The organism is Nocardiopsis endophytica, assembly GCF_027706725.1.
GTDB classification, from domain to species: domain Bacteria; phylum Actinomycetota; class Actinomycetes; order Streptosporangiales; family Streptosporangiaceae; genus Nocardiopsis_A; species Nocardiopsis_A endophytica.
In genome coordinates this window covers 1-19,768 of sequence record NZ_JAQFWQ010000078.1, presented here as the reverse complement: position 1 = coordinate 19,768, position 19,768 = coordinate 1, and the positions used below count along the sequence as shown (strand labels likewise).

At 74.2% G+C, this 19,768-nt stretch carries 21 protein-coding genes and 1 pseudogene; 14 read left to right on the top strand and 8 right to left on the bottom strand.

Annotated elements, in window-relative coordinates; translation table 11 throughout:
• Positions 1-10 precede the first annotated feature (10 nt).
• Positions 11-1,318, top strand: coding sequence for an erythromycin esterase family protein (locus tag O4J56_RS22555; protein WP_270688456.1), 1,308 nt, complete (start codon positions 11-13; stop codon positions 1,316-1,318).
• Positions 1,319-1,407: 89 nt separating this feature from the next.
• Here O4J56_RS22555 and O4J56_RS22550 read toward each other — a convergent pair.
• The 4 genes and pseudogenes from O4J56_RS22550 to O4J56_RS22535 all read right to left on the bottom strand — a co-directional run.
• Positions 1,408-1,740: pseudogene (locus tag O4J56_RS22550) on the bottom strand (DUF6010 family protein); the annotation flags it as partial.
• 20 nt (positions 1,741-1,760) lie between these two features.
• Positions 1,761-2,039, bottom strand: a complete 279-nt coding sequence (locus tag O4J56_RS22545) for a hypothetical protein (protein WP_270688455.1) — start codon at positions 2,037-2,039, stop codon at positions 1,761-1,763.
• Positions 2,040-2,041: 2 nt separating this feature from the next.
• The gene (locus tag O4J56_RS22540) at positions 2,042-2,509 is read right to left on the bottom strand and encodes a hypothetical protein (protein WP_270688454.1); all 468 of its coding nucleotides are present in this window, start codon (positions 2,507-2,509) and stop codon (positions 2,042-2,044) included.
• Positions 2,510-2,748: 239 nt separating this feature from the next.
• Complete coding sequence (locus O4J56_RS22535; protein WP_270688452.1) at positions 2,749-3,357, bottom strand: DUF6891 domain-containing protein; 609 nt, start codon at positions 3,355-3,357, stop codon at positions 2,749-2,751.
• Between the two features lie 56 nt (positions 3,358-3,413).
• On the opposite strand from O4J56_RS22535, the gene O4J56_RS22530 reads away from it, so the two are divergent.
• Positions 3,414-3,800, top strand: coding sequence for an ADP-ribosylation/crystallin J1 (locus O4J56_RS22530; RefSeq protein ID WP_270688450.1), 387 nt, complete (start codon positions 3,414-3,416; stop codon positions 3,798-3,800).
• Between the two features lie 45 nt (positions 3,801-3,845).
• On the opposite strand, the gene O4J56_RS22525 is transcribed toward O4J56_RS22530, so the two are convergent.
• Entirely contained in the window at positions 3,846-4,559 is a 714-nt protein-coding gene (locus tag O4J56_RS22525) for a GNAT family N-acetyltransferase (RefSeq protein WP_270688448.1), read from the bottom strand.
• Positions 4,560-4,735: 176 nt separating this feature from the next.
• On the opposite strand from O4J56_RS22525, the gene O4J56_RS22520 reads away from it, so the two are divergent.
• The 9 genes from O4J56_RS22520 to hemW all read left to right on the top strand — a co-directional run bounded on the left by O4J56_RS22520 (position 4,736) and on the right by hemW (position 13,517).
• On the top strand, positions 4,736-5,731 hold the full coding sequence (locus O4J56_RS22520) for an ATP-grasp domain-containing protein (protein ID WP_270688447.1): 996 nt from the start codon (positions 4,736-4,738) through the stop codon (positions 5,729-5,731).
• A 3-nt stretch (positions 5,732-5,734) separates the two neighbouring features.
• The gene (locus tag O4J56_RS22515) at positions 5,735-6,817 is read left to right on the top strand and encodes a hypothetical protein (RefSeq protein WP_270688446.1); all 1,083 of its coding nucleotides are present in this window, start codon (positions 5,735-5,737) and stop codon (positions 6,815-6,817) included.
• 89 nt (positions 6,818-6,906) lie between these two features.
• A complete protein-coding gene (locus O4J56_RS22510) occupies positions 6,907-7,347 on the top strand; it encodes a BlaI/MecI/CopY family transcriptional regulator (protein WP_270688444.1) in 441 nt (146 codons plus the stop codon).
• Positions 7,344-8,228 (top strand): M56 family metallopeptidase, encoded by an 885-nt coding sequence (locus O4J56_RS22505; RefSeq protein WP_270688442.1) that lies wholly within the window; start codon positions 7,344-7,346, stop codon positions 8,226-8,228. Before O4J56_RS22510 ends, O4J56_RS22505 begins: the two co-directional genes overlap by 4 nt.
• A gap of 82 nt (positions 8,229-8,310) precedes the next feature.
• The gene (locus tag O4J56_RS22500) at positions 8,311-8,886 is read left to right on the top strand and encodes a hypothetical protein (protein WP_270688441.1); all 576 of its coding nucleotides are present in this window, start codon (positions 8,311-8,313) and stop codon (positions 8,884-8,886) included.
• Positions 8,887-8,945: 59 nt separating this feature from the next.
• Positions 8,946-10,511, top strand: a complete 1,566-nt coding sequence (locus O4J56_RS22495) for a multicopper oxidase family protein (protein ID WP_270688440.1) — start codon at positions 8,946-8,948, stop codon at positions 10,509-10,511.
• Positions 10,512-10,713: 202 nt separating this feature from the next.
• Entirely contained in the window at positions 10,714-11,280 is a 567-nt protein-coding gene (locus O4J56_RS22490; protein ID WP_270688439.1) for a hypothetical protein, read from the top strand.
• Positions 11,281-11,573: 293 nt separating this feature from the next.
• Positions 11,574-12,104, top strand: a complete 531-nt coding sequence (locus O4J56_RS22485) for a sigma-70 family RNA polymerase sigma factor (RefSeq protein ID WP_270688437.1) — start codon at positions 11,574-11,576, stop codon at positions 12,102-12,104.
• A 180-nt stretch (positions 12,105-12,284) separates the two neighbouring features.
• Positions 12,285-13,517 carry a radical SAM family heme chaperone HemW gene (gene hemW / locus O4J56_RS22480; protein WP_270688435.1) on the top strand — a complete coding sequence of 411 codons (1,233 nt, stop codon included), beginning with the start codon at positions 12,285-12,287 and terminating at the stop codon, positions 13,515-13,517.
• Positions 13,518-13,557: 40 nt separating this feature from the next.
• Here hemW and O4J56_RS22475 read toward each other — a convergent pair whose 3' ends face one another.
• From O4J56_RS22475 to O4J56_RS22465, 3 genes are all read right to left on the bottom strand, one after another.
• Positions 13,558-14,217: a DUF4870 domain-containing protein gene (locus O4J56_RS22475; RefSeq protein WP_270688434.1), complete on the bottom strand. Its 660-nt coding sequence runs from the start codon at positions 14,215-14,217 to the stop codon at positions 13,558-13,560.
• 115 nt (positions 14,218-14,332) lie between these two features.
• The gene (locus O4J56_RS22470; protein WP_270688433.1) at positions 14,333-15,163 is read right to left on the bottom strand and encodes a DUF4870 domain-containing protein; all 831 of its coding nucleotides are present in this window, start codon (positions 15,161-15,163) and stop codon (positions 14,333-14,335) included.
• A gap of 99 nt (positions 15,164-15,262) precedes the next feature.
• Positions 15,263-16,069: a DUF3097 domain-containing protein gene (locus tag O4J56_RS22465; protein WP_408639162.1), complete on the bottom strand. Its 807-nt coding sequence runs from the start codon at positions 16,067-16,069 to the stop codon at positions 15,263-15,265.
• Positions 16,070-16,664: 595 nt separating this feature from the next.
• Here O4J56_RS22465 and hrcA point away from each other — a divergent pair.
• The 3 genes from hrcA to O4J56_RS22450 are packed head-to-tail and all read left to right on the top strand — an operon-like array spanning position 16,665 to position 19,609.
• Positions 16,665-17,678: a heat-inducible transcriptional repressor HrcA gene (gene hrcA / locus O4J56_RS22460; RefSeq protein WP_270688431.1), complete on the top strand. Its 1,014-nt coding sequence runs from the start codon at positions 16,665-16,667 to the stop codon at positions 17,676-17,678.
• Positions 17,679-18,827 (top strand): molecular chaperone DnaJ, encoded by a 1,149-nt coding sequence (gene dnaJ, locus O4J56_RS22455; protein WP_270688430.1) that lies wholly within the window; start codon positions 17,679-17,681, stop codon positions 18,825-18,827. It begins immediately after the preceding gene.
• Complete coding sequence (locus tag O4J56_RS22450) at positions 18,827-19,609, top strand: 16S rRNA (uracil(1498)-N(3))-methyltransferase (protein ID WP_270688429.1); 783 nt, start codon at positions 18,827-18,829, stop codon at positions 19,607-19,609. The genes dnaJ and O4J56_RS22450 overlap by 1 nt, the downstream gene beginning before the upstream one ends.
• Positions 19,610-19,768 lie beyond the last annotated feature (159 nt).

The following is a 19,768-nucleotide window of genomic DNA, read 5'->3' as shown; positions in this document are numbered from 1 at the left end:
CGGTCTCGTGATGGAGAGGTTCGATTTCGGGGACGGCGGGGACCGGGCCGGGGAGGCCATCGCCCGCTACCTCGACACGCTGGACCGCACTCCGGCCCTGCTCGGGGTCGGTGAGCCCACCCATGGGATCGAAGCGTTCCCGCTGCTGCGCAACCGGATCATCGAGTACCTGGTGCGCCATCGGGGCTTCCGGTCGGTCGCGATCGAGAGCGACTGCCTGGCGGGGCCCACCGTGGACGCCTACGTCACTGATGGCCAAGGCGACCTGGACGGGGTCATGGCGCGCGGCTTCAGCCACGAGTTCGGTGCGCTGCCCTCCAACCGCGCCCTGGTGTCCTGGCTGAGGGAGTTCAACGCGGACCGTGAGCCGGGCGACCGGGTCAGGTTCTACGGCTTCGACGGGCCCATGGAGATGATGGCCGCTCCCAGCCCGAGCGCTGCACTGAGGGGTGCCCACGGGTACCTGCTCGAGCATCTGGGGCAGACACGTGTCAGGCACTCGAAGGAGCGGATCGACGAGCTCCTCGGGTTCGACGGTGTCTGGGCCTCCGACGCGGCGATGATGGACCCCGCTCAGTCGGTGGGGGATACCGAAGCAGCGCGCGCTTTGCGCCCCATCGCCGACGACCTTCTCGCCCTGATGGAGGCCGAGGCCCCAGCGCTTCGAGAGGAGTCATCCGACGCCGCCTACCAAGACGCGCACATGCTCATCCGGACCGCCCTGGGGCTGCTCCGCTATCACTCGGCGATGGCGTGGACGGCGTCGATGCCGGAGCGGCTCGCGGCGTTGGGCGGCCTGCGGGACGCGATGATGGCCGCGAACCTGAAGGCCGTCGTCGCAGCGGAGGCGGAGCGCGGGCCGACCCTGGTGTTCGCGCACAATGCCCACGTGTGGAAGCGGCGGACCGTGATGGACATGGCCGGTACGGCAGTGAAGTGGTGGTGCGCGGGCGCCCTGATCGCCCCTGAGCTCAAGGACCGGTACGTCGTCATCGCCTCCGACATGGCCGAGGCGGAGGGGACCGACGCCGCAGTGGGCGACTCGGGCAGCCTGCAAGGGGTGCTTTCACAGGCACTCGCCCCGGGGACGTCGCGCGCGCGGGAAGGGGCGCTCTTCCCGGCGGGCGCGCTGCGCGACGTGCGCTCGGAAGAAAGGCCCCTCCACTCCAGGAAGGACCTGAGGGACCCGCGCTACATCCCGATCGACGGGATCGACGGCATGGACGCCGTCGCGTTCATCCAGGGCCGGGGGAGCGAGCGCGTCCTCTGGGGCGACCAGGAGGGCGGCGAGGGCGACCAGCCCTCCCGCCCGTCCTGACCGTCCCGGACCGGAGGATGCTCCGACTTCTCGACCGGGCGCGATCGCTTCAGGCTCTGCAGCAGCTCGCGCGGGGTCCGGCCGCCGGCGAAGCACCACAAGGCGATCACCGGGTCACAGATGGCGCATCCGAGCGACGAGTCGTGGAAGAAGGGGAGGATCGGCTCGCCGCGCAAGTGGTGGACGATGTCCCACACGGTGTGCAGGAGCCAGGCGATTCCGATGAACGTCCACGAGTTCAGGCCCTTGTAGGCGACGACCGCCACGACGGCGGCGAAGGCCATCTCGCCGACCCCTAAGCCGCCGCCGCTCAGATAGGCGGCACCGGCCCCGGCGACCATCACGGCGTTGAACGGCCTCCGGTGCGGCTCGGGGATGAGCGACATCGCCGACGCATAGAGGACGCCGATGGCGATGGGCATGACGTAAGGCAGGACGTCCATCAGTCTCCTTCAGAGGCGGAGGAGGCGGTGCCGGGAGACCCGATGCGGCGCACGGCCAGCAGGCCGCCGATGCCGGGGACGAGGGCGAGGAGCCGGGCCGCGGGGGAGGCCCCGCCGTAGGCCCACACCCCGACGGCCACGAAGAGGTAGGCGCAGCCGTGCACCGGCCCCATCAGCGACGACACCGCGTCATGGTGCACCGTCGCCAGATTGGCCAGCATGACCAGGAGGGAGGCGAACTCGATGTGCGCCCCGACGCGCAGGATCAGGGAGTTCACGCTCACACCCCGGTGGTCGAGCCGGGCCGGACGATCATCAGGACCGTGACCACCACCCAGAGAAGGTTGAACACCCCGGTGACCATGGCCAGGCGGCCGGGCGGCACGGAGCCGCCCCCGGCCTCCGCTCCGTCCAGGGCCGCGACCTCGCGGGCCTGGACGGGGAGGATCTTCAGGGCGAGGACGCCCGCGGCCGCGGCGGTCAGGGCGATCGACACGAGGAGCCACGTGTCGCCGAGCACCCCCAGCGCGCTCGCGGTGGCGAATCCGAAGACCGGCACGGCGATGCCGACGTAGGCGTAGACACGGCAGAGCCGGTGCAGCAGGCGCAGGGTGCCGAGTCCCTCGTGCGGAGGGCCGGAGGCGTGGGCCCGGCGCAGGGCCGGGGGGAACATGCTGGCGGCGACGGTGACCGGGCCGATGGCGATGATCGCGGCGATGACGTGCAGGGAGAGGAACAGCTTGGCCATGGTCAGCTCGCCGCTCCCGGGCGGGGGCGCGGGTCAGGGGCCCTGCCCGGGATCGGGGGACCTGCGGCGGGCACGGCTGTACTGGGGCGCATCGAGGCTCCTTCAGGAACGGTGGAGAATCCGGCGACGGCCGGTGCGCCCTGAAAGCTATTGCCCCACCGCATCCCGTTCCCAGTGGCAGGACGGACACGTTTCCCCGGGAAACTGCCACGCCCGCGCGCCGGTCCGCTCCTGGGGCGCTACCCGGGCAGGCGGCGGAGCCAATTCATGGGGGAGATCTCGATCCGCTTGCCCGGGTCGCCGCCCCAGTGGGCGGTGAGGCCGGCCTCACCGATCAGCCCGACCACCTCGCGGCCGATCGCGGTGGCCGCCTCCTCGTCGCCGCCGAAGGCCCCGTACGACAGCATCAGCCCGCCGCCGCCGATCGCCCGGTCGGTGTCCTGGCCGTGGTAGAAGACGTAACCGCGATCCCTGTCCCCGCTCGGGGCGATCGCATCCAGCGCGCAGGTCTGGCAGCAGGAGAAGTCCTGCAGGGCCTCGATGCCGCTCTTGCGCAGCTCCCGGAAGACCGAGTCCAGGCGGTCGTTGTCGGTCGGCCCGGCGGCGGTTCGAAGCGCGCGGACGGCCTCCTCCCAGACGTCCTCGACGATGTTCCGGGCGCGTGCCGCCGGAAGCCGGTCGCCGAACTCATGGGCGACCTCCTGGACCGCCGTCTCGAACGAGGTGAATCCGCGGCGGACCAGCAGCCGCGCGCACTCTTCGGCTTCCTCCGCCGCCTCGTCGTACCCGGGGCCGGGCCCGCCCTCGGAGGCGGCTTCGGTCGAAATCGAGGTGTTATCCGTGTCCATGTCCGCCATCATGGCGGGGTTCGGCGACAGATTCGGCAACAGAACGGAGCGCACTCATGTCCGGCCCGGCCCCCGGCACCGCACCCGGCCCTTCGTCCGGGCGGGCGACGACGACCCTGTGGCGTCCGACGGGCCCGGTCGAGCTGGATCTGGTCCGCGAACTCGGCTGGCGCGCCTGGCCGCCCCGCCTTCCGGAGCAGCCCATCTTCTACCCCGTGCTCAACGAGGACTACGCGATCAGGATCGCCCGGGACTGGAACGTCCGCCACGATGGGGCGGGGTTCGTGACGCGCTTCGAGGTCGACTCGGCGTTCTTGGAGCGCTACCCCGTCCGGCAGGCCGGGGGAAGGACCATCCTCGAACTCTGGGTCCCGACCGAAGAGCTCGACGAGTTCAACGCGCACATCGTCGGCGAGATCCAGGTCGTGCACGAGTTCCGCTGACCGCGCCGGTCCGCGGTACCGGGGGCGCGGCCGGTCGGCGGCGCGTCACAGGTCGAGGACGAACGGCGTCCACGGCACGCCGTCGATGTCGTGCTGCACCGGCTGCTCCTCCCACCCGAGCCGCCGGTAGAAGCGCTGCGCCGCCTGGTTGTCGTGCCCGGTGTACAGCCGCAGCCGTTCCACGCCGTGCACGCGCGCGATGCCGGTGAACCCGCCGACCAGGACCGCGCCGACCCCGCTGCGGCGCACCCCGCTGTCGACGGCGATGTGGCTGAGCACGCCGGTGCGGAGCGGCGCACCGCCTGTGCCCTCGCCGCCGCCCGTGCCTCCGCCGCCGTCCGCGTTCCGGCCGCTCCCGGCGGGGCCCGGCCCGGGGGAGCGGCGCATGCCCCGCAGGTAGCGCCGGGCCCGGGTGCGCATGAACCTCGCCGTCAGCTCGGGCCGCACCAGCAGCGACGCCAGCCCCGCGCGGGCCAGGTCCCAGCGGCTGAACCGCATGAGGTGGCGGTGGTGGGCGGCCTCGTCGGTGCTGCCGACCAGGAACCCCGCGGCGGCGCCGCCGCTCTCGGCGACGAGCGCCACCGCGGCGGGGCTGGTGAGGAACGAGCGGTAGTAGCGGCCGAGGAAGCGGTCGCCGAGCTCGACGAAGAACCCGCTGGGCAGGTTGGCCCGGTGCAGGCGCACGACGGTCGGCACGTCGTCGAGCTCCATGGCGCGCAGCGACACCGCCGGTGTCTCCGAAGGGGCTGGGGAAGGCATGCGCGCCAATCTACTACATGTGTAATAGTAGGGGGAGTCCGGGCGGGGAGGCGCCCCCCTCGCTCCCCGCCCGGGACACGGCCACCGCGCGGCCCGGCGCCGCCCGGGAGGCGGCCCGCACCGTCCTGCGGGCCGGCCCCCGGGCCCGCCCGCCGAGCTGAGAGGAAGGGACACCCATGCTGGACAAGCAGGTGAGCGTGCTGGTGACGGCGGCCGGCGCCGAGGGGACCGCCGGGAAGATCCTCCGCCTGCGGCGGCAGGGCTTCCGGGTCGTCGCCGTCGACGCCGACTCCCGTGCCCCCGGGCTGTACCTGGCGGACCGCGGCCACGTGGTCCCCGTCGGGACGAGCCCCGACTTCGTCCCCGAGCTGCGCCGCATCTGCTCGGCAGAGGCGGTGCGGGCGGTCGTGCCGCTGGTCGACGAGGAGCTCGTCCCGTCCTGGGAGCTGAGCGGGTGCGGCCTTGAGGTCCTGCTCCCGCGCCTCGGGATGGTCTCCGTCTGCCTCGACAAGCTGGCGCTGATGGAGACCCTGGACAAGGCGGGCATCGGGGTTCCGCCGACCCGCCTGGCCCGGTTCGGCCCCGGGGATCTGGCCTACCCCCTGATCGTGAAGCCGCGGACCGGCCGGGGGAGCCGGGGCGTCAGCATCGTCCGCACCCCGGAGGAGCTCGAAGCGGCCCTGGCCGCGGCCCCTGAGGAACCGGGCGCCATGATCATCCAGGAGTACGTGGACGGCCCCGAGTTCTCCGTCAGCGTCGTGGTGTGGCGCGACGGCCGCGTGCAGGCGGTCGTCCCCAAGGAGGTCGTGCTCAAGGACGGCTCCTCCCGCTACGCGATCAGCCGCCGCGACGAGGCCGTCACCCGGACCTGCACCCGCGTTGCGCGCGCGCTCGGCGCAGACGGGCCGTTCAACGTCCAGCTCCGCATCGGTCCCGACGGCGTACCGCGCGTCTTCGAGATCAACCCGCGCTTCTCCGGAAGCTCCACGCTCACCGCCGCCGCGGGGGTCGACGAGATCGGGCTCCTGATCCTCCAGGCCCTCGACCCGCACCGGCCGCGCATCGAGGACCGATGGCGCGAAGGCGTGGCCATGGTCCGCCACGCCGCCGAGGCCTTCGTCACCGAGGCCGAACTCGACGTCCGCGGCATCTCCCTCGAACGGACCGTCTGACCCATGCCCCGTCCCGACCACGTCCCGTCCCCGCGCCGCCGCCCCCTCGGCCGCTCCGGCCGCTCCAACGGCTCCTCCCGCCGAACCCGCATGCGCCTGCTCGCGCTCCTCGCCGCCCTCCCGCTGCTGGCGGCCTGCGCCTCGGACGCCGACGGCCCGAGCGCCGACGACCCGTCGGCACCGAGCGCCCCCGCGCTGCCGGAGGTCCAGCCCTACCGGGTCGCCGAGGGCGAACCCGCGCCCGACGTGAAACGGGCCGCCGTGCGCTTCCTTGAGGCGGTGCTCAACTACGGGCCGGGCGAGGGCACCGCGGAGGCCGCCCGGGACCGGCTCAGGGAGGCGGGGGCGGGTGACGGCGCGGGCGCCGCCGTCACCGACGGCCTGTCCCTGCTCGACGCCGACGCGTCGGCCGCCGCCCAGGTGGTCTACCCCCAGCTGGGCGGGCTGACCGAGGACCGCGCCTCGATCATGGCCGTGGTCCGGACGAGCGTGCTCAGCGGTGCCGGCCTCACGTCCACCACCCGCGTCGTCGACGTCCGCCTTGCCCGGGGCGGTGGCGCGTGGGAGGTCGAGGAGGTCGCCTCCGCCGGTGACCCGCCCGGTGGGAGCGGCGGCCCCTCGGACGCGTCGGGCCCGCCGTCCCCCGACGCCGCCGGACCGGGCGCCTCCCCGGTCGCCGCCGAGGTGCTCGCCTCAGAGCGGATCACCCTGCCCGACAGCGCGCGCGGGGACATCACCTCCGGGCGCATCGACGAACGCGTCCTGCGGATGATGCTCGACCTGGCGTTCGAGGCCCCGATCTCGGTCGCCGTGCTGGCCACCGGGCACCCCGACAACGTCTTCGGCAGTTCCTCGGTCAGCAACCACACCCAGGGGCGCGCCGTCGACATCTGGGCGGTCGACGGCGCCACGGTCTCCGACCAGCGGCTCGTAGGCGAGCGGGGGCCGGTGCGCACGCTGATGGAGCTCGCCCTGGAGAAGGGGGCGACCGAGGTCGGCGGCCCATGGGCGCTCAGCACGCCCGACGGGGCCGCCTTCACCGACACCGTGCACGAGGACCACCTGCACATCGGGTTCAAGACCTGATCCGTCCTTTCCCGCGCGCGCCGCGGCGGACCGGCGCGTGGGCGACAATGAGGGGGGTCGGCCGCAACCCGATGATGCTTGAGGGATCGATGTCACGAAGAAGGCTCGGACAGCTGGAGGCCGAGGTGCTGGCGGTGCTGGCGGAGACCGACGGTTTCCTGTCCACCGGCGAGCTGCGCGAGCGGCTCGACGGCGACCCCGCCTACACCACGGTCAACACCGTGCTGTTCCGCCTGTACGACAAGGGGATGGTCGAGCGCTCCCAGCGCGGCCGGGCCTACGTCTACCGCCTCACGGTCGACGAGAGCGGGCTCGCCGCCGAGCGCATGTTCGACCACCTCCGCGTGGCCAGCGACCCCGCGGGCGTCCTCAACCAGTTCGTCCACGGCCTCAGCGCCGAGGAGGCCGCCGCGCTGCGCGCGGTCCTGGAGCGGGAGCCGTCCCCGGACGCCTCCCCGCCCCCCTCCGGCGCGGACGCCCCGCGCACCCCGCCCCGGCAGGGCCGTGAAGGGCGGCCGGACGGGCCATGACCTGGTACACCCTCGCCCCGGCCCTCCTCCTCGTGGTGCCCGCCCTGGCCCTGGCACGGCTCCCGCTCCCGATCCACCCCGCCTGGTCGGCGCGGCTGCTGGCGGTGCTCGCCGTGTCGGCGGCCCTCACCGCCGTCAGCACGGCCGGACTGCTCGGCGGGGCCTTCCTCGCCGGGGTGCTGCCCCCGGACACGGTGTCGGGACCCGAGAGGGGGCGGCTGCTGCTGGAGCATGGGCCCGTCCCCGCCCCCGTCGGCGTGCTCGCCCTCGCGCTGCTCGCCGTGGGCGCGGTCGGCACCGCACTCCTGGCGCTGCGCTGGTGGCGCGGCATGCGCGAGGTCCGGCGGCACGGCGACGGCGCGGGGGTGGTCGCCGACGACCGGCCGATGGCCATGGCGGTGCCCGGGCGGCGCGGAGGCGTCATGCTCTCCCGCGGGCTGCTGCGCATGCTCGGCAGGGACCAGCTCAGCGTGGTGCTCCGGCACGAGCACGCCCACCTGCGGCACCGCCACCACGTCTACGCCGCCGCGGGGGCCCTGGCCGCCGCCCTGTTCCCGCCGCTGGCGCCGGTGCACCGCCGTCTCCGGTTCGACCTGGAGCGCTGGGCCGACGAGGAGGCGGCCGCGGCGGTCGGCGACCGCGGCCTCGTGGCCCGCACCATCGCCCAGGTCTCCCTGGCCGCGCCGGGGCCCGGACCCTCGTGGCACCCGGGGCTGGCCGACTACCAGGTCGTGCGGCGGGTGGAGGCGCTGTTGGACGAGCCCCCGTCCGCCAACCCGGTGGCGGGGCCGGCCCTCCTGGGCGGGACGGGCGTCGCCTCCGGGGGAGTGGCCTCGACCTGCGTCGAGCTGCACCATCTCGCGTTCCTGCTCCTGCTGTGAGGGGCACCACGGGGTGAGTGGCGGCGGGCGGCCGGTTCATACGGCACGCTGGGAGCGGAGCGGACAGGGAGGGCGGGTGACGATGCGGCCGACGAGGACGGGTGCGCGCGCGGCGCGCCGCCCCGCCGGGGCGTACGCGGCCGTGGTCGCGGCCCTGATGCTCGCGGCTTTCGCGCTCCTCGTGCACCACGGGTCGGTGCCCCGGCAGGCGCTGCAGACGCCTCCTACGGCCCCCGCCGCGGCAGCGGCAGCAGGGGAAGCGGCGGCAGAGGCCCCGCACGCCCACCCCGGGATCGCCGACATCGACCGGCCCGGGGACGGCACGGCGGCGGACGGCCGCTCCGAGGGCCCGTCCGGAGGGGTTCCGGCGGCCGCCGCGGATCACGCCGCCCCCGACCCCGGTGCGACCGGGGACCGCGCCCCCGCGCACCCCGAGGCGGCGGTGCCCCCCGGCCACGACCACGGCGGCCAGGACGACTGCGGCCCGGCGTCGGGCACCTGCCAGAGCGCCAAGGTGACCGTCGACGTGGCCCTTCCGCCCCGCGCCCGGCTCATCCTCCCCGGCCCGGCACCGCGTCCGCTCCCCCTGCCGCACGCCGCGCGCGCGGCCGTGCCCACCCCGCCCGAGCTGGCAGAACTGTCGATCCTGCGGATCTAATACCCGGCGCCTCCCCACGCCGATCCGTACACCCCTTTCACGCGAAGGACAGTTCAGCCATGCCCGAAATCAACCGCCGGTCCTTCATCGGCGCAGGCGCCGCCGTCTCCGGTCTGGGCCTGCTCGCGGCCTGCGGCCGCACCGGTTCCGCGGGTTCCCCCGGCGGGGCCCTGGTCACCCCCGGCGACGCCATCGTCGACGCCGTCGAGAAGGAGCGCGCAGGCACCGGCAAGGAGCGCGCGTTCACCCTGCGCGCCGCCGAGTCCGAGCTGGACCTCGGCGGCCGCACCGTGCGCACCTGGAGCTTCGGGGACGCGCTCCCCGGCGAGGAGCTCAGGGTCTCCGCCGGGGACACCCTCAAGGCCACGCTGGAGAACCGGCTCCCGGACCCCACCTCCATCCACTGGCACGGTCTGGCCCTGCGCAATGACATGGACGGGGTCCCACCCATCACCCAGAAGGCGGTGAAGCCTGGTGGGGACTTCACCTACCGCTTCATCGTGGACACACCGGGAACCCACTGGTTCCACCCGCACGTGGGCACCCAGATCGACCGGGGCCTGTACGCCCCGATCATCGTGGACGACCCCGACGAGCCGCTCGCCTACGACGAGGAGTGGGTGGTGATGCTCGACGACTGGCTGGACGGGATCGACGGCACCACCCCCGACGCCGTGCTGGAGGAGGTGCGCGAAGGCATGGACCACGGCGGCGGGGGCGGCCACGGAGGCCACGGCGGCGGCGAAGGCGGAATGGAGGGCATGGACGGCGGCGGGCCGATGCGCATGGGCAACACCCTCATGGGCGCCTCCAGCGACCTGCTGGGCGGCGACGCCGGGGACATCTACTACCCGCTGCACCTGGTCAACGGGCGCCCCGCCGACGACCCGCGGACGTTCAAGGCCGACCCGGGGGCGCGGCTGCGCCTGCGCCTGATCAACGCCGGAGGCGACACCGCCTACCGGGTCGTCCTGGGCGGGCACCGGATGACGATCACCCACACCGACGGCTACCCGGTCGAGCACCGCGAGGTCGACGGGGTCGTGCTCGGCATGGGGGAGCGCTACGACGTGCTGGTGACCCTGAAGGACGGCGTGTTCCCGCTGGTGGTGCTGGCCGAGGGCAAGGACGCCACGGCACTGGGGCTGGTGCGCACCGGCTCGGGGGAGGCCCCGGGGAAGGACGTGCGCCCCGACGAGCTCGACGGGAAGATCGTGCACGCCACCGAGCTGAAGGCCGCCCCGGAGGTGCGCCTGGAGAAGCGCGGGCCGGAGGCCGAGCACACGATCGAGCTGACCGGCGGCATGGGCGCCTACGACTGGGCGCTCAACGGGCGGCGGTTCGACCACGAGGACCCCACGAAGGGCGCCTTCACATGCGAACAGGGCCAGCGTGTGCGGGTGGTGTTCAAGAACTCCACCATGATGTGGCACCCGATGCACCTGCACGGCCACACCTTCCAGATCGCGGACGGGGGCCCGAGGAAGGACACCGTGATCGTGCTGCCGGGCCAGTCGGTGAAGGTCGACTTCGAGGCCGACAACCCGGGCCAGTGGCTGGTGCACTGCCACAACATCTACCACGGTGAGGTCGGGATGATGGGCCTGCTGGCCTATACGGCATGACCCCGGACCGGGGTGCGCCCGCGCATCCCGGCCGCGCGGTGCCGCCAGGACCGGAGCCGGTCCGGGCGGCACCGCTCTCGTGGGGCGGGAGCGGTCGGCGGCCCCTCGGCCGGGCTCTCCGCCGGCCCTGTGTCGGCCCGTGCCGTCCGGTTCCCAGGGGCCGTGGCCGGGCCGGAACGGGCGGTGCGAAGATGGGCGCACCGTGGCCGGGCCAGAGAAGTTCCGCACCGTGCGCGCCGGGGTCTTCGCCTCGGTGTCGGTCGGCGTGTCCGCCGCGGGGCACGCCGCCATGTCCGGCCACGCCATCCCGGCGGCGGGGCCCCTCGGAGGCTTCCTCCTGCTCTTCGCCCTGGCCTGGGCCGCCGCCGATGACGAGCGCGGCCTGGCGGGGATCTGCGGCCTGATGCTGTGGGGCCAGCTCGCCCTGCACCTGCTGTTCTCCTATGTCCAAGCGGGTGCGGGCCACCACCACGCCGGGGCCGCCGAGATGGGGTCGGCGGCCACCGACGGCGGAGCGGGCATGACGGCCGCGCACATCGTCGCCGCATTGATCAGCGGATGGTGGCTCCGCCAGGGGGAGGCCGCCCTGTTCGGCCTGCTGCGCCTCCTCGGCCTACTGATCCTGCCGGTGCTGCTGGTCGAAGGCTCCGGCGCCGCGGCCGCCACGCCGCCCCCGTCCGAACGCCGCCCCGACCGGGGCGACGGGGGCCGCATCACCCGCGGACTGCGCCACACCGTGGTGCTGCGGGGCCCGCCCCTCTGCTGCTGACCCCTCCCGACGCCCGTCCCACCACCCCGGCCGCTGGAGGCCGAAGGCCTGGACCCGGAACGCCGATGCCGGGAGGGGCGCGAACCCGCCCACCGTGCGGTCGGCCGCGTCGCCGACCGCCTCCGTCGTGCGCACCGGCCGCCGTCGCGGCTCCGCCGGTGCGCCGGTCGCCATGCCATCGCGGCCCGCACGAGCGGGGCCGCCGCGCGGCGACGCGTCTCAACAGCAGAGGAACGGCTTTGCAAGCACCGTGCACAACGAATCCGCCCCGCTCCGGGAGCCGGGGCGGCGCCGTGAACGATGAGGAACTGACGGCCCTCGCCGGGACCGCCGGCAGGGGCGACGGCCGGGCACTGGAGGTCCTGATCGCCGAGACCCGCGAGGACCTGGCCCGGTTCATCGCCCACCGCGTCGACCCGCTGTGGGTGGAGGAGCTCACCCAGGAGACCTACATGCGGGCCATGACGGCGCTCCCCGGGTTCGCCGGGCGCTCGTCGGTCCGCACCTGGCTGAAGTCGATCGCCCGCAGGGCCGTGGCCGACCGCTACCGCTGGAGCGCCGCGCGCCCCCGGACCACGGAGCTGCCGGAGGACCCGGCCCGCACCGGCCTCCTGGCCGACCGGTGCGCCCGCTTCGAGGAGGAGGTGGCCCTGGGCAGCCTCCTGGCCGGGATCAGCCCCGAACGGCGCCGCGCCTTCGTGCTGACCCGCATCCACGGCTACTCCTACGCCGAGGCGGCGGACGAGCTGGGGGTGCCGGTCGGGACGGTCCGCTCCAGGGTGGCCCGGGCACGGTCCGACCTGATCCGGGCGATGTCCGTGTGACCCGGCGCCCCCGCCTCCGGAGCGGGCCGGGGAACCACCGCCCCCGCCGATCCGACCAACGGAGCGCGGTCGCCACAACCGCGCGGTGATGAACCGGTGAAGGACCCGCGCCCGGCCCGGCCAAGACCACCGGACCGGGCGCGGTCCCGGGCATCGGCCCCGATCACCGACACTGGAGGCATGCCTTCTGTTGTCCTCGACGGTGATCCCGTTCCGTCGGACGGGTCGCTGCCCGGCGCCTCGCTCGAAGGGCTCGGGGAGCGGCCCTTCGGGGTGTACGTCCACGTGCCCTTCTGCGTCACCCGCTGCGGGTACTGCGACTTCAACACCTACACCGCCGAAGAGCTCGTCTCCCGGGACGGGACCGCCACCGCCTCCCGGGACGGGTACGCCGACCTCGCCGTGCGCGAGGTCCGCCTCGCCGGGCGGGTGCTCGGGGACGCGCGCCCGCCCGTGCGCACCGTCTTCGTCGGGGGCGGGACGCCGACCCTGCTTCCCCCCGAGGACCTGGGCCGGGTCCTGGCCGCGATCGACCGGGAGTTCGGGCTCGCCCCCGGCGCCGAGGTCACCACCGAGGCCAACCCCGAGACCGTCGACGCCGACTACCTCAAGCGCCTGCGCGACGCCGGGTTCACCCGCGTCTCCTTCGGAATGCAGAGCGTCCGCCCGCACGTGCTGGAGGTGCTGGAGCGCACCCACACCCCCGGGCGCCCCCAGCAGTGCGCCGCCTGGGCGCGCGAGGCCGGGTTCGAGCACGTCAACCTCGACCTCATCTACGGGACCCCCGGCGAGACCGACGACGACTGGCGCGCCTCCCTGGAGGCCGCCCTCGAAGCCGAACCCGACCACGTGTCCGCCTACTCCCTCATCGTGGAGGAGGGCACACGCCTCGCCGCGCGCGTGCGGCGGGGAGAGCTGCAGGCCCCCGACGATGACGTGCTCGCCGACCGCTACCTGATCGCGGACACGATGCTGGCAGGCGCGGGCCTGCACGCCTACGAGGTCTCCAACTGGTCGCGCGGCGTCGGCGCCCGCAGCGAGCACAACCGCCTGTACTGGACCGGGGGCGACTGGTGGGGCGTCGGCCCCGGCGCCCACAGCCACGTCGGCGGCACCCGGTGGTGGAACGTCAAGCACCCCGCCGCCTACGCCGCCCGCCTGGCGCAGGGCATCTCGCCCGGCCACGCGCGCGAGGTGCTCACCGAGGACGAGCGCCGCTTCGAACGCGTCCTGCTGGAGCTGCGCATCGCCGAGGGCTGCTCCCTCGACCTCCTGGACGACGACGGGAGGTCGGCCGCCGCGCGCGCCGTCGACGAGGGCCTGCTCGACCCCACGGCACACGAAGACGGCCGCGCCGTCCTCACACGGCGCGGCCGTCTCCTTGCCGACGCGGTGGTCCGCGACCTCACCTGAGGGCGGTTCCGCACGGCCCCGCCGGAACGCGGGGCCGGTCCTACTTCGCGACCGGGATGCCGAAGGGGTACTTGAACCAGACCCCCTTCTTGGCCTCCGAGTTGGCCTTGATGCCGAAGTAGATGGCCAGCCCGAGGGCGACGAGGTAGGTGAGGATGCCGATGATGACGAACATCAGCAGACCGCTGACGAAGTAGGCGATGATCATCGCGATCTGGAAGTTGGTCGCCTGGGCCAGGTGGTGCTTGGCGAACGGCGACGCGTCGCTCTTGGCGAAGTACAGGATGATCGGCAGCAGCGGGATGAACGCGCCACCGATGTGGGCCGCGGCGACCAGGCCCTCCTCGTCGGGCCGCATCTGGCCGTACTCCTGGCCGTAGCCCTGCTGCCCGTACCCCTGCTGGTAACCGCCCTGCTGGCCGTACACCTGGTCGTAGCCGGGCTGCTGGTAGCCGCCCTGCTGGGGGTACTGCTGCTGGTAGGGCTGCGGCTGCTGGCCGCCGGTCGGCTGGCCGTAGCCGGGCTGCTGCCCGTACCCCGGCTGGCCCCCGGTGGGCTGCTGGCCGTACCCGGGCTGTCCCCCGGTCGGCTGGCCGTAGCCCTGCTGCGGCTGCTGCGGGGCGGGCTGGCCGTAGCCGGGCTGCTGCGGCTGCTGGCCGTACTGGGGCTGCTGTCCGCCGGGCTGGGGTGGGTAACCCATGGTCGATACTCCTAGGTCGATCAGGTCATCGGGGCTCTGCGGCGCACGCAGAGGGGTCGGTCGCCGGCCGAAGGGGCAGGGGCCGGTCGTCGGTCGGCGCCTCGGGCGGCGCCGGTCACTTCACGAGGCGGACGGCCACCGGGTAGCGGTACCACCCGCCCTTGTTGGCGTTGGCGGCGGCCAGCACGCCGAACACGATGGACAGCCCCCAGACCAGTGCGATGAGCACCGATCCGATCCAGACCACCGTCGGTGTCAGGAACGCCAGCACAATGTAGACGATCCACGCGAGGGCGTAGGGGATGAGCAGGGTGAGCTGGAAGTTCAGCGCCTCGGAGGAGTGGTGCCGGGCGAACGCCGACCGCTGCTTCTGGCTGGCGTGCACCAGCAGCGCGGGCAGCCACCCCATGCAGGCCACCACGATGCCCGACAGGTGGGCGATCATCGGCCAGGTGGGGTCCTCCGCCGAGGGCGCCGGGCCCGAGGCCGGGGCCGGGCCGCCGCCCGGGAAGCCGGGCACCGCCGGGCCCTGCGCGGCACCGACCGCGGGCATCTGCCCCGTCACCGCCTGACCGGGCGCCCCCTGGCCCGGGGCGCCCGCCCCGGGGGGAACGGGGCCGCCGGGAGGCGCCATCCGAGGCCCGCCCTGCTGCGGCCCTCCCTGAGGGGGCTGCTGCTGGTACGGCGACGGCTGCGGCGCCGCACCGGGGTACCCGCCGCCGGGGTGCGGCGCGGGAGGCGCCTGGCCGCCGGTCGGCTGGCCGTAGCCGGGCTGCGGCTGCTGCGGGGGCGGCCCCTGCGGCTGCTGGTGCTGCGGCTGCTGCGGCGCCTGCGGTGCGAACCCCGGCCGGCCGCCGGTTCCCGGGCCTGGCGCGCCGGGCGCGGCTCCGCCCGGTCCCTGCGCGGGGTCCTGGGGCTGGTGCTGGTTGGGCGGGGTCTCGCTCATGTCGTCCCTATGGCTTGCCGATTGCGTGGTGCTGCGGTCCCGGGAGGGCGCCGACGGGCACCCGGCCTCCGCGCGCCGCGCCGATCCTGCGGTTCCGCCCTAGTCTTGCATCGCGGGCGGCACCGTGACGAAGTCGATCAACTCTTCGACGCGCCCGAGCAGCTCGGGTTCCACGTCCTTGTACGACCGGACGGCACCGAGGATGCGCCGCCACGCCTCCCCGGGCTCCTCGCGGATGCCCAGTGCACGCAGCACCCCCTCCTTCCAGGGCGTGCCGCGCGGCACCTCCGGCCAGGCCCCGATGCCGAGCACCGAGGGCTTCACAGCCTGCCATACGTCGATGAACGGATGACCGGTGACCAGCACGTGCGGGGAGGAGACCCGCTCGGCGATCCGGCTCTCCTTCGACCCGGGCACCAGGTGGTCCACCAGCACGCCGAGGCGCCGCTCCGGGCCGGGCCCGAACTCCTCCACGATGGCCGGGAGGTGGTCGACCCCCTCCAGGTACTCCACCGCCACGCCCTCGACGCGCAGGTCGTGCCCCCAGATCCGCTCGACCAGCTCGGCGTCGTGCACCCCTTCGACGTAGATGCGGCTCTCCCGCGCCACGCGCGCGGACGCCCCGCGCACCGCCACCGACCCGGAGGCGCTGAGCAGCGGCCCGGAGGGCGAGGGGGCCGAGGGGCGCACCGCCGTCGCGGGCCGCCCGTCGACCAGGAACGCCGCGGGCTCGAGGTGGAACACGCGGGTCGCGCCCTGCCGGTCCTCCAGGGTGACGGTCGACTTGTCCCAGGCCACCACGGCTCCGCAGAAGCCCTCGTCGGCCGACTCCAGGACGAGCCCCGGCTCCAGTTCGACCTCGGCGACACGGTCCTTGTGCGGCCGCCGCCAGTCGCCCGCCAGCACGTCCGAGCCGTATCTGTCGGAATTCTTAGGCACGGCGGGGATTGTAGCGTCAGACGGGGCGCCGGTCCGGGGTCTGCGCGCCCGCGAGGCGCCGCGCTCCGCTGTCCGGTGCCCAGACCCGTTGGTCTCGGGGAACGACACCGACAGGATGCCGAAGCGGCGCTCGGAGGCGGGGACCCGGGATCGAAGGCGCGGACGCCGCGACGCGCACCGTGCGGGCACGGCCTCCCGGGCGCAGGGGAGCGGCGGGGTGGGCAAGGCCACGTGCGGCGGGTGGGGCCCATGAGGTCGGCGTGGCGCCCGGGCCGACCGCCGATCCGGGCCCGCCGTGCCGCGCGATTCGCCGGTCCCCGCCCTGCCCCGCACGGGGCCCACGCCCTCCGGCGCAGGTGGCCGCCGGGTGTCGGCGGTGCGGCGTCCGGGTGCGCGCATGTGCCATGCTCCGGAGGGTCCACCGCGGTACCGCGCCCTGGCCGGGGCGTTCGGCGCCGTGCGCGGCCCGGACCGCGTCCGCCGTCGGGGCAGGTCCCGAGGCGGTTGGACCGGGGCGCATAGAATTAGCACTTAAGACCACGGAGTGCCAGGAGGTGAGCGCGTGCTCGACGACCGGAAGCTGGCCGTTCTGCGTGCCATCGTCGAGGACTACGTGTCCACGAACGAGCCGGTGGGATCGAAAGCCCTCGCCGAGCGCCACTCCCTCGGCGTGTCCCCGGCCACGATCCGCAACGACATGGTGGCCCTCGAGGAGGAGGGGTACATCGCCCAGCCGCACACCAGCGCCGGGCGCATCCCCACCGACAAGGGCTACCGCCTGTTCGTCGACCGCCTCTCCACGGTCAAGCCGCTGTCGGCGGCCGAGCGCCGCGCCATCGAGACCTTCCTGCGCGGCGCCGTCGACCTCGACGAGATCGTGGCCCGGACGGTGCGCCTGCTGGCGCAGCTCACCCGGCAGGTCGCCATCGTCCAGTACCCCTCCCTCACCCGCTCCTACGTCCAGCACGTGGAACTGGTGCCGCTGGGCCCGCACCGGGTGATGATGGTCCTCATCACCAACACCGGCCGGGTCGAGCAGCGCGTCATCGACCACCTGGACGCCGTGGACGAGGAGGGCGTGGACCGGCTGCGCCAGGTCCTCAACCAGACCACCGCCGGGCAGTGGCTCACCGACGTGCCGGGCGCCGTGGCCGACCTGGCCGCACAGGCGCCCCCCGAGGACCGGCAGATGACCGCCTCGGTGCTGTCGGTGCTGCTGGAGACCCTGGTCGAGCGGCACGAGGAGAAGGTGGTGCTCGGCGGCACCGCCAACCTGGCACGGATGGGCTTCACGGCCGGCCTGCGGGACGTGCTGGAGGCCCTGGAAGAAAACGTGGTCCTGATCCGTTTGCTCGGTGAGGCGGGCGATCCCTCCATGCTGACCGTGAGCATCGGCGCGGAGAACCCCTACGAGGGCCTCAGGGGCACCTCCATCGTCTCCGCCGGGTACGGGATGGGCGACCAGACCCTGGCCAAGCTCGGGGTGGTCGGACCGACACGCATGGACTATCCGGGAACGATGGGAGCGGTACGCGCGGTGGCTCGGTACATTTCTTCGATTCTGGCGGGGCAGTAAGTGGCGAGAGACTATTACGAGATCCTCGGTGTGCGCCGGGACGCGTCCAAGGACGAGATCAAGAAGGCGTACCGTCGGCTCGCTCGGGAGCTGCATCCCGACGTCAACCCCGACCCGGCCACCCAAGAGCGCTTCAAGGAAGTGACCCAGGCCTACGAGGTCCTCTCCGACGACGACAAGCGCCGCATGTTCGACATGGGCGCCGACCCGTTCGCGCCCGGCGGCGGGGCGGGCGGCCCCGGCGGCGGCTTCGGCGCGGCCGGGTTCCCCTTCGACGACATCATGAACGCCTTCTTCGGCGGCCAGGCCGGGGGCGGACGGGGCAGCGCGCGGGACCGGGTGCGGCGCGGGCGCAGCATCAAGATCCGCGTCGAGCTGGACCTGTCCGAGACCGCGTTCGGCGTCACCAAGGACGTGACCTTCCCGACCGCCGTCCTGTGCGACACCTGCCAGGGCGAGGGGACCGCCAAGGGCACCAGCCGCCACACCTGCGACATGTGCCAGGGCCGCGGCGAGGTGTCCCAGGTGACCCGGTCGTTCCTGGGGCAGGTCATGACGACCCGCCCGTGCCCGCAGTGCTCGGGCCAGGGCAGCGTCATCACCGACCCGTGCCCGGACTGCGCGGGCGAGGGGCGCGTGCGCGAGCGCGTCACCCGCAAGGTGCAGATCCCCGCGGGCGTGGAGGACGGCACCCAGATCCAGCTGGCCGGCGAGGGCGAGGTGGGGCCCAACGGCGGCCCGCGCGGCGACATCTTCCTGGAGATCGTGCAGCGCCCGCACCCGGTGTTCGAGCGCCGCGGGGACGACCTGCACTGCACGATAACGGTGCCGATGACCGCGGCGGCGCTCGGCGCCTCGTTCACCTTCGAGACGCTCGACGGCACCGAGGAGATCGACCTGCGGCCGGGGACCGGCTCCGGGCACGTCATCACCCTGGCCGACAAGGGCGTCAAGCACCTGGACGGCGGCGGGCGCGGCGACCTGATGATCCAGGTCGACGTGGAGACCCCGGCCAAGCTGGACGAGGAGCAGGAGGCGCTGCTGCGCAAGTTCGCCGAGCTGCGCGGCGAGACCCAGCCCCCGGGCAAGTTCAGCCCCGGGCACGGCGGGCTGTTCTCCCGGCTGCGGGACGCCTTCGGGGCCCGCTGATGAGCGCGCCGGTCTTCCTCGCCGAGGAGGGCGGGCTGGACGGCGACACCGCGGTGCTGCGCGGCCCCGAGGGGCGGCACGCGGCCGCGGTGCGCCGCATCGCGCCGGGGGAGGAGGTCGACCTGGTGGACGGCGCGGGCACGCGCGCCCGCTGCACCGTCACCGAGGTCGGCAAGGACACGGTGGTGTGCGCGGTGCGCGAACGGCGCACCGAGCCCGAGCCGCGTCCGCGCCTGACCGTGCTGCAGGCGCTGCCCAAGAGGGACCGCGGCGAACTCGCCGTGGAGATGATGACCGAGGCCGGGGTGGACCGGATCGTGCCGTGGACGGCCGAGCGGTGCGTCGCCCGCTGGAAGGGCGACCGCGCCGCCAAGTCGCTGGCCAAGTGGCGCTCGACGGCGCGGGAGGCCGCCAAGCAGGCCCGCCGCGCCCGGGTCCCCGAGGTCGCCGAACCGGTGGGCCGGGACGGCGCCGCGGCGCTGCTCGCCAAGGCCGACCTGGGGCTGGTGCTGCACGAGGAGGCCGGGCTGCCGCTGTCGCAGGTGGCCCTCCCCGCCGGGGCCCTCCCTGCCGGGGGCGGCGCTGACTCCGCCGACGCACCCGAGGGCGGGGAGGGGATCGTGCTGGCCGTGGGCCCTGAGGGCGGGGTCTCCGAGGACGAGCTGGACGTGTTCGACGCCGCCGGTGCCCAGCGCGCGCTGCTCGGGCCGACGGTGCTGCGCACGTCGACGGCGGGCGTAGCGGCACTGGCCGTACTGCAGGCGCGCTGCGGCCGTTGGTGAGGCGTCGCTCCCGCACCGCCGTCCCCTTGTTGATCTCGGGGGAAACGACGCTACCGGGCCGTTTTTAGGGGCGCATTTCCCGAGATCAACGGGGATACAGGCGCACACGGGTGCATACAGGACGGACAACGGCGGGGCGCCACCGGAACCTTCCGGTGG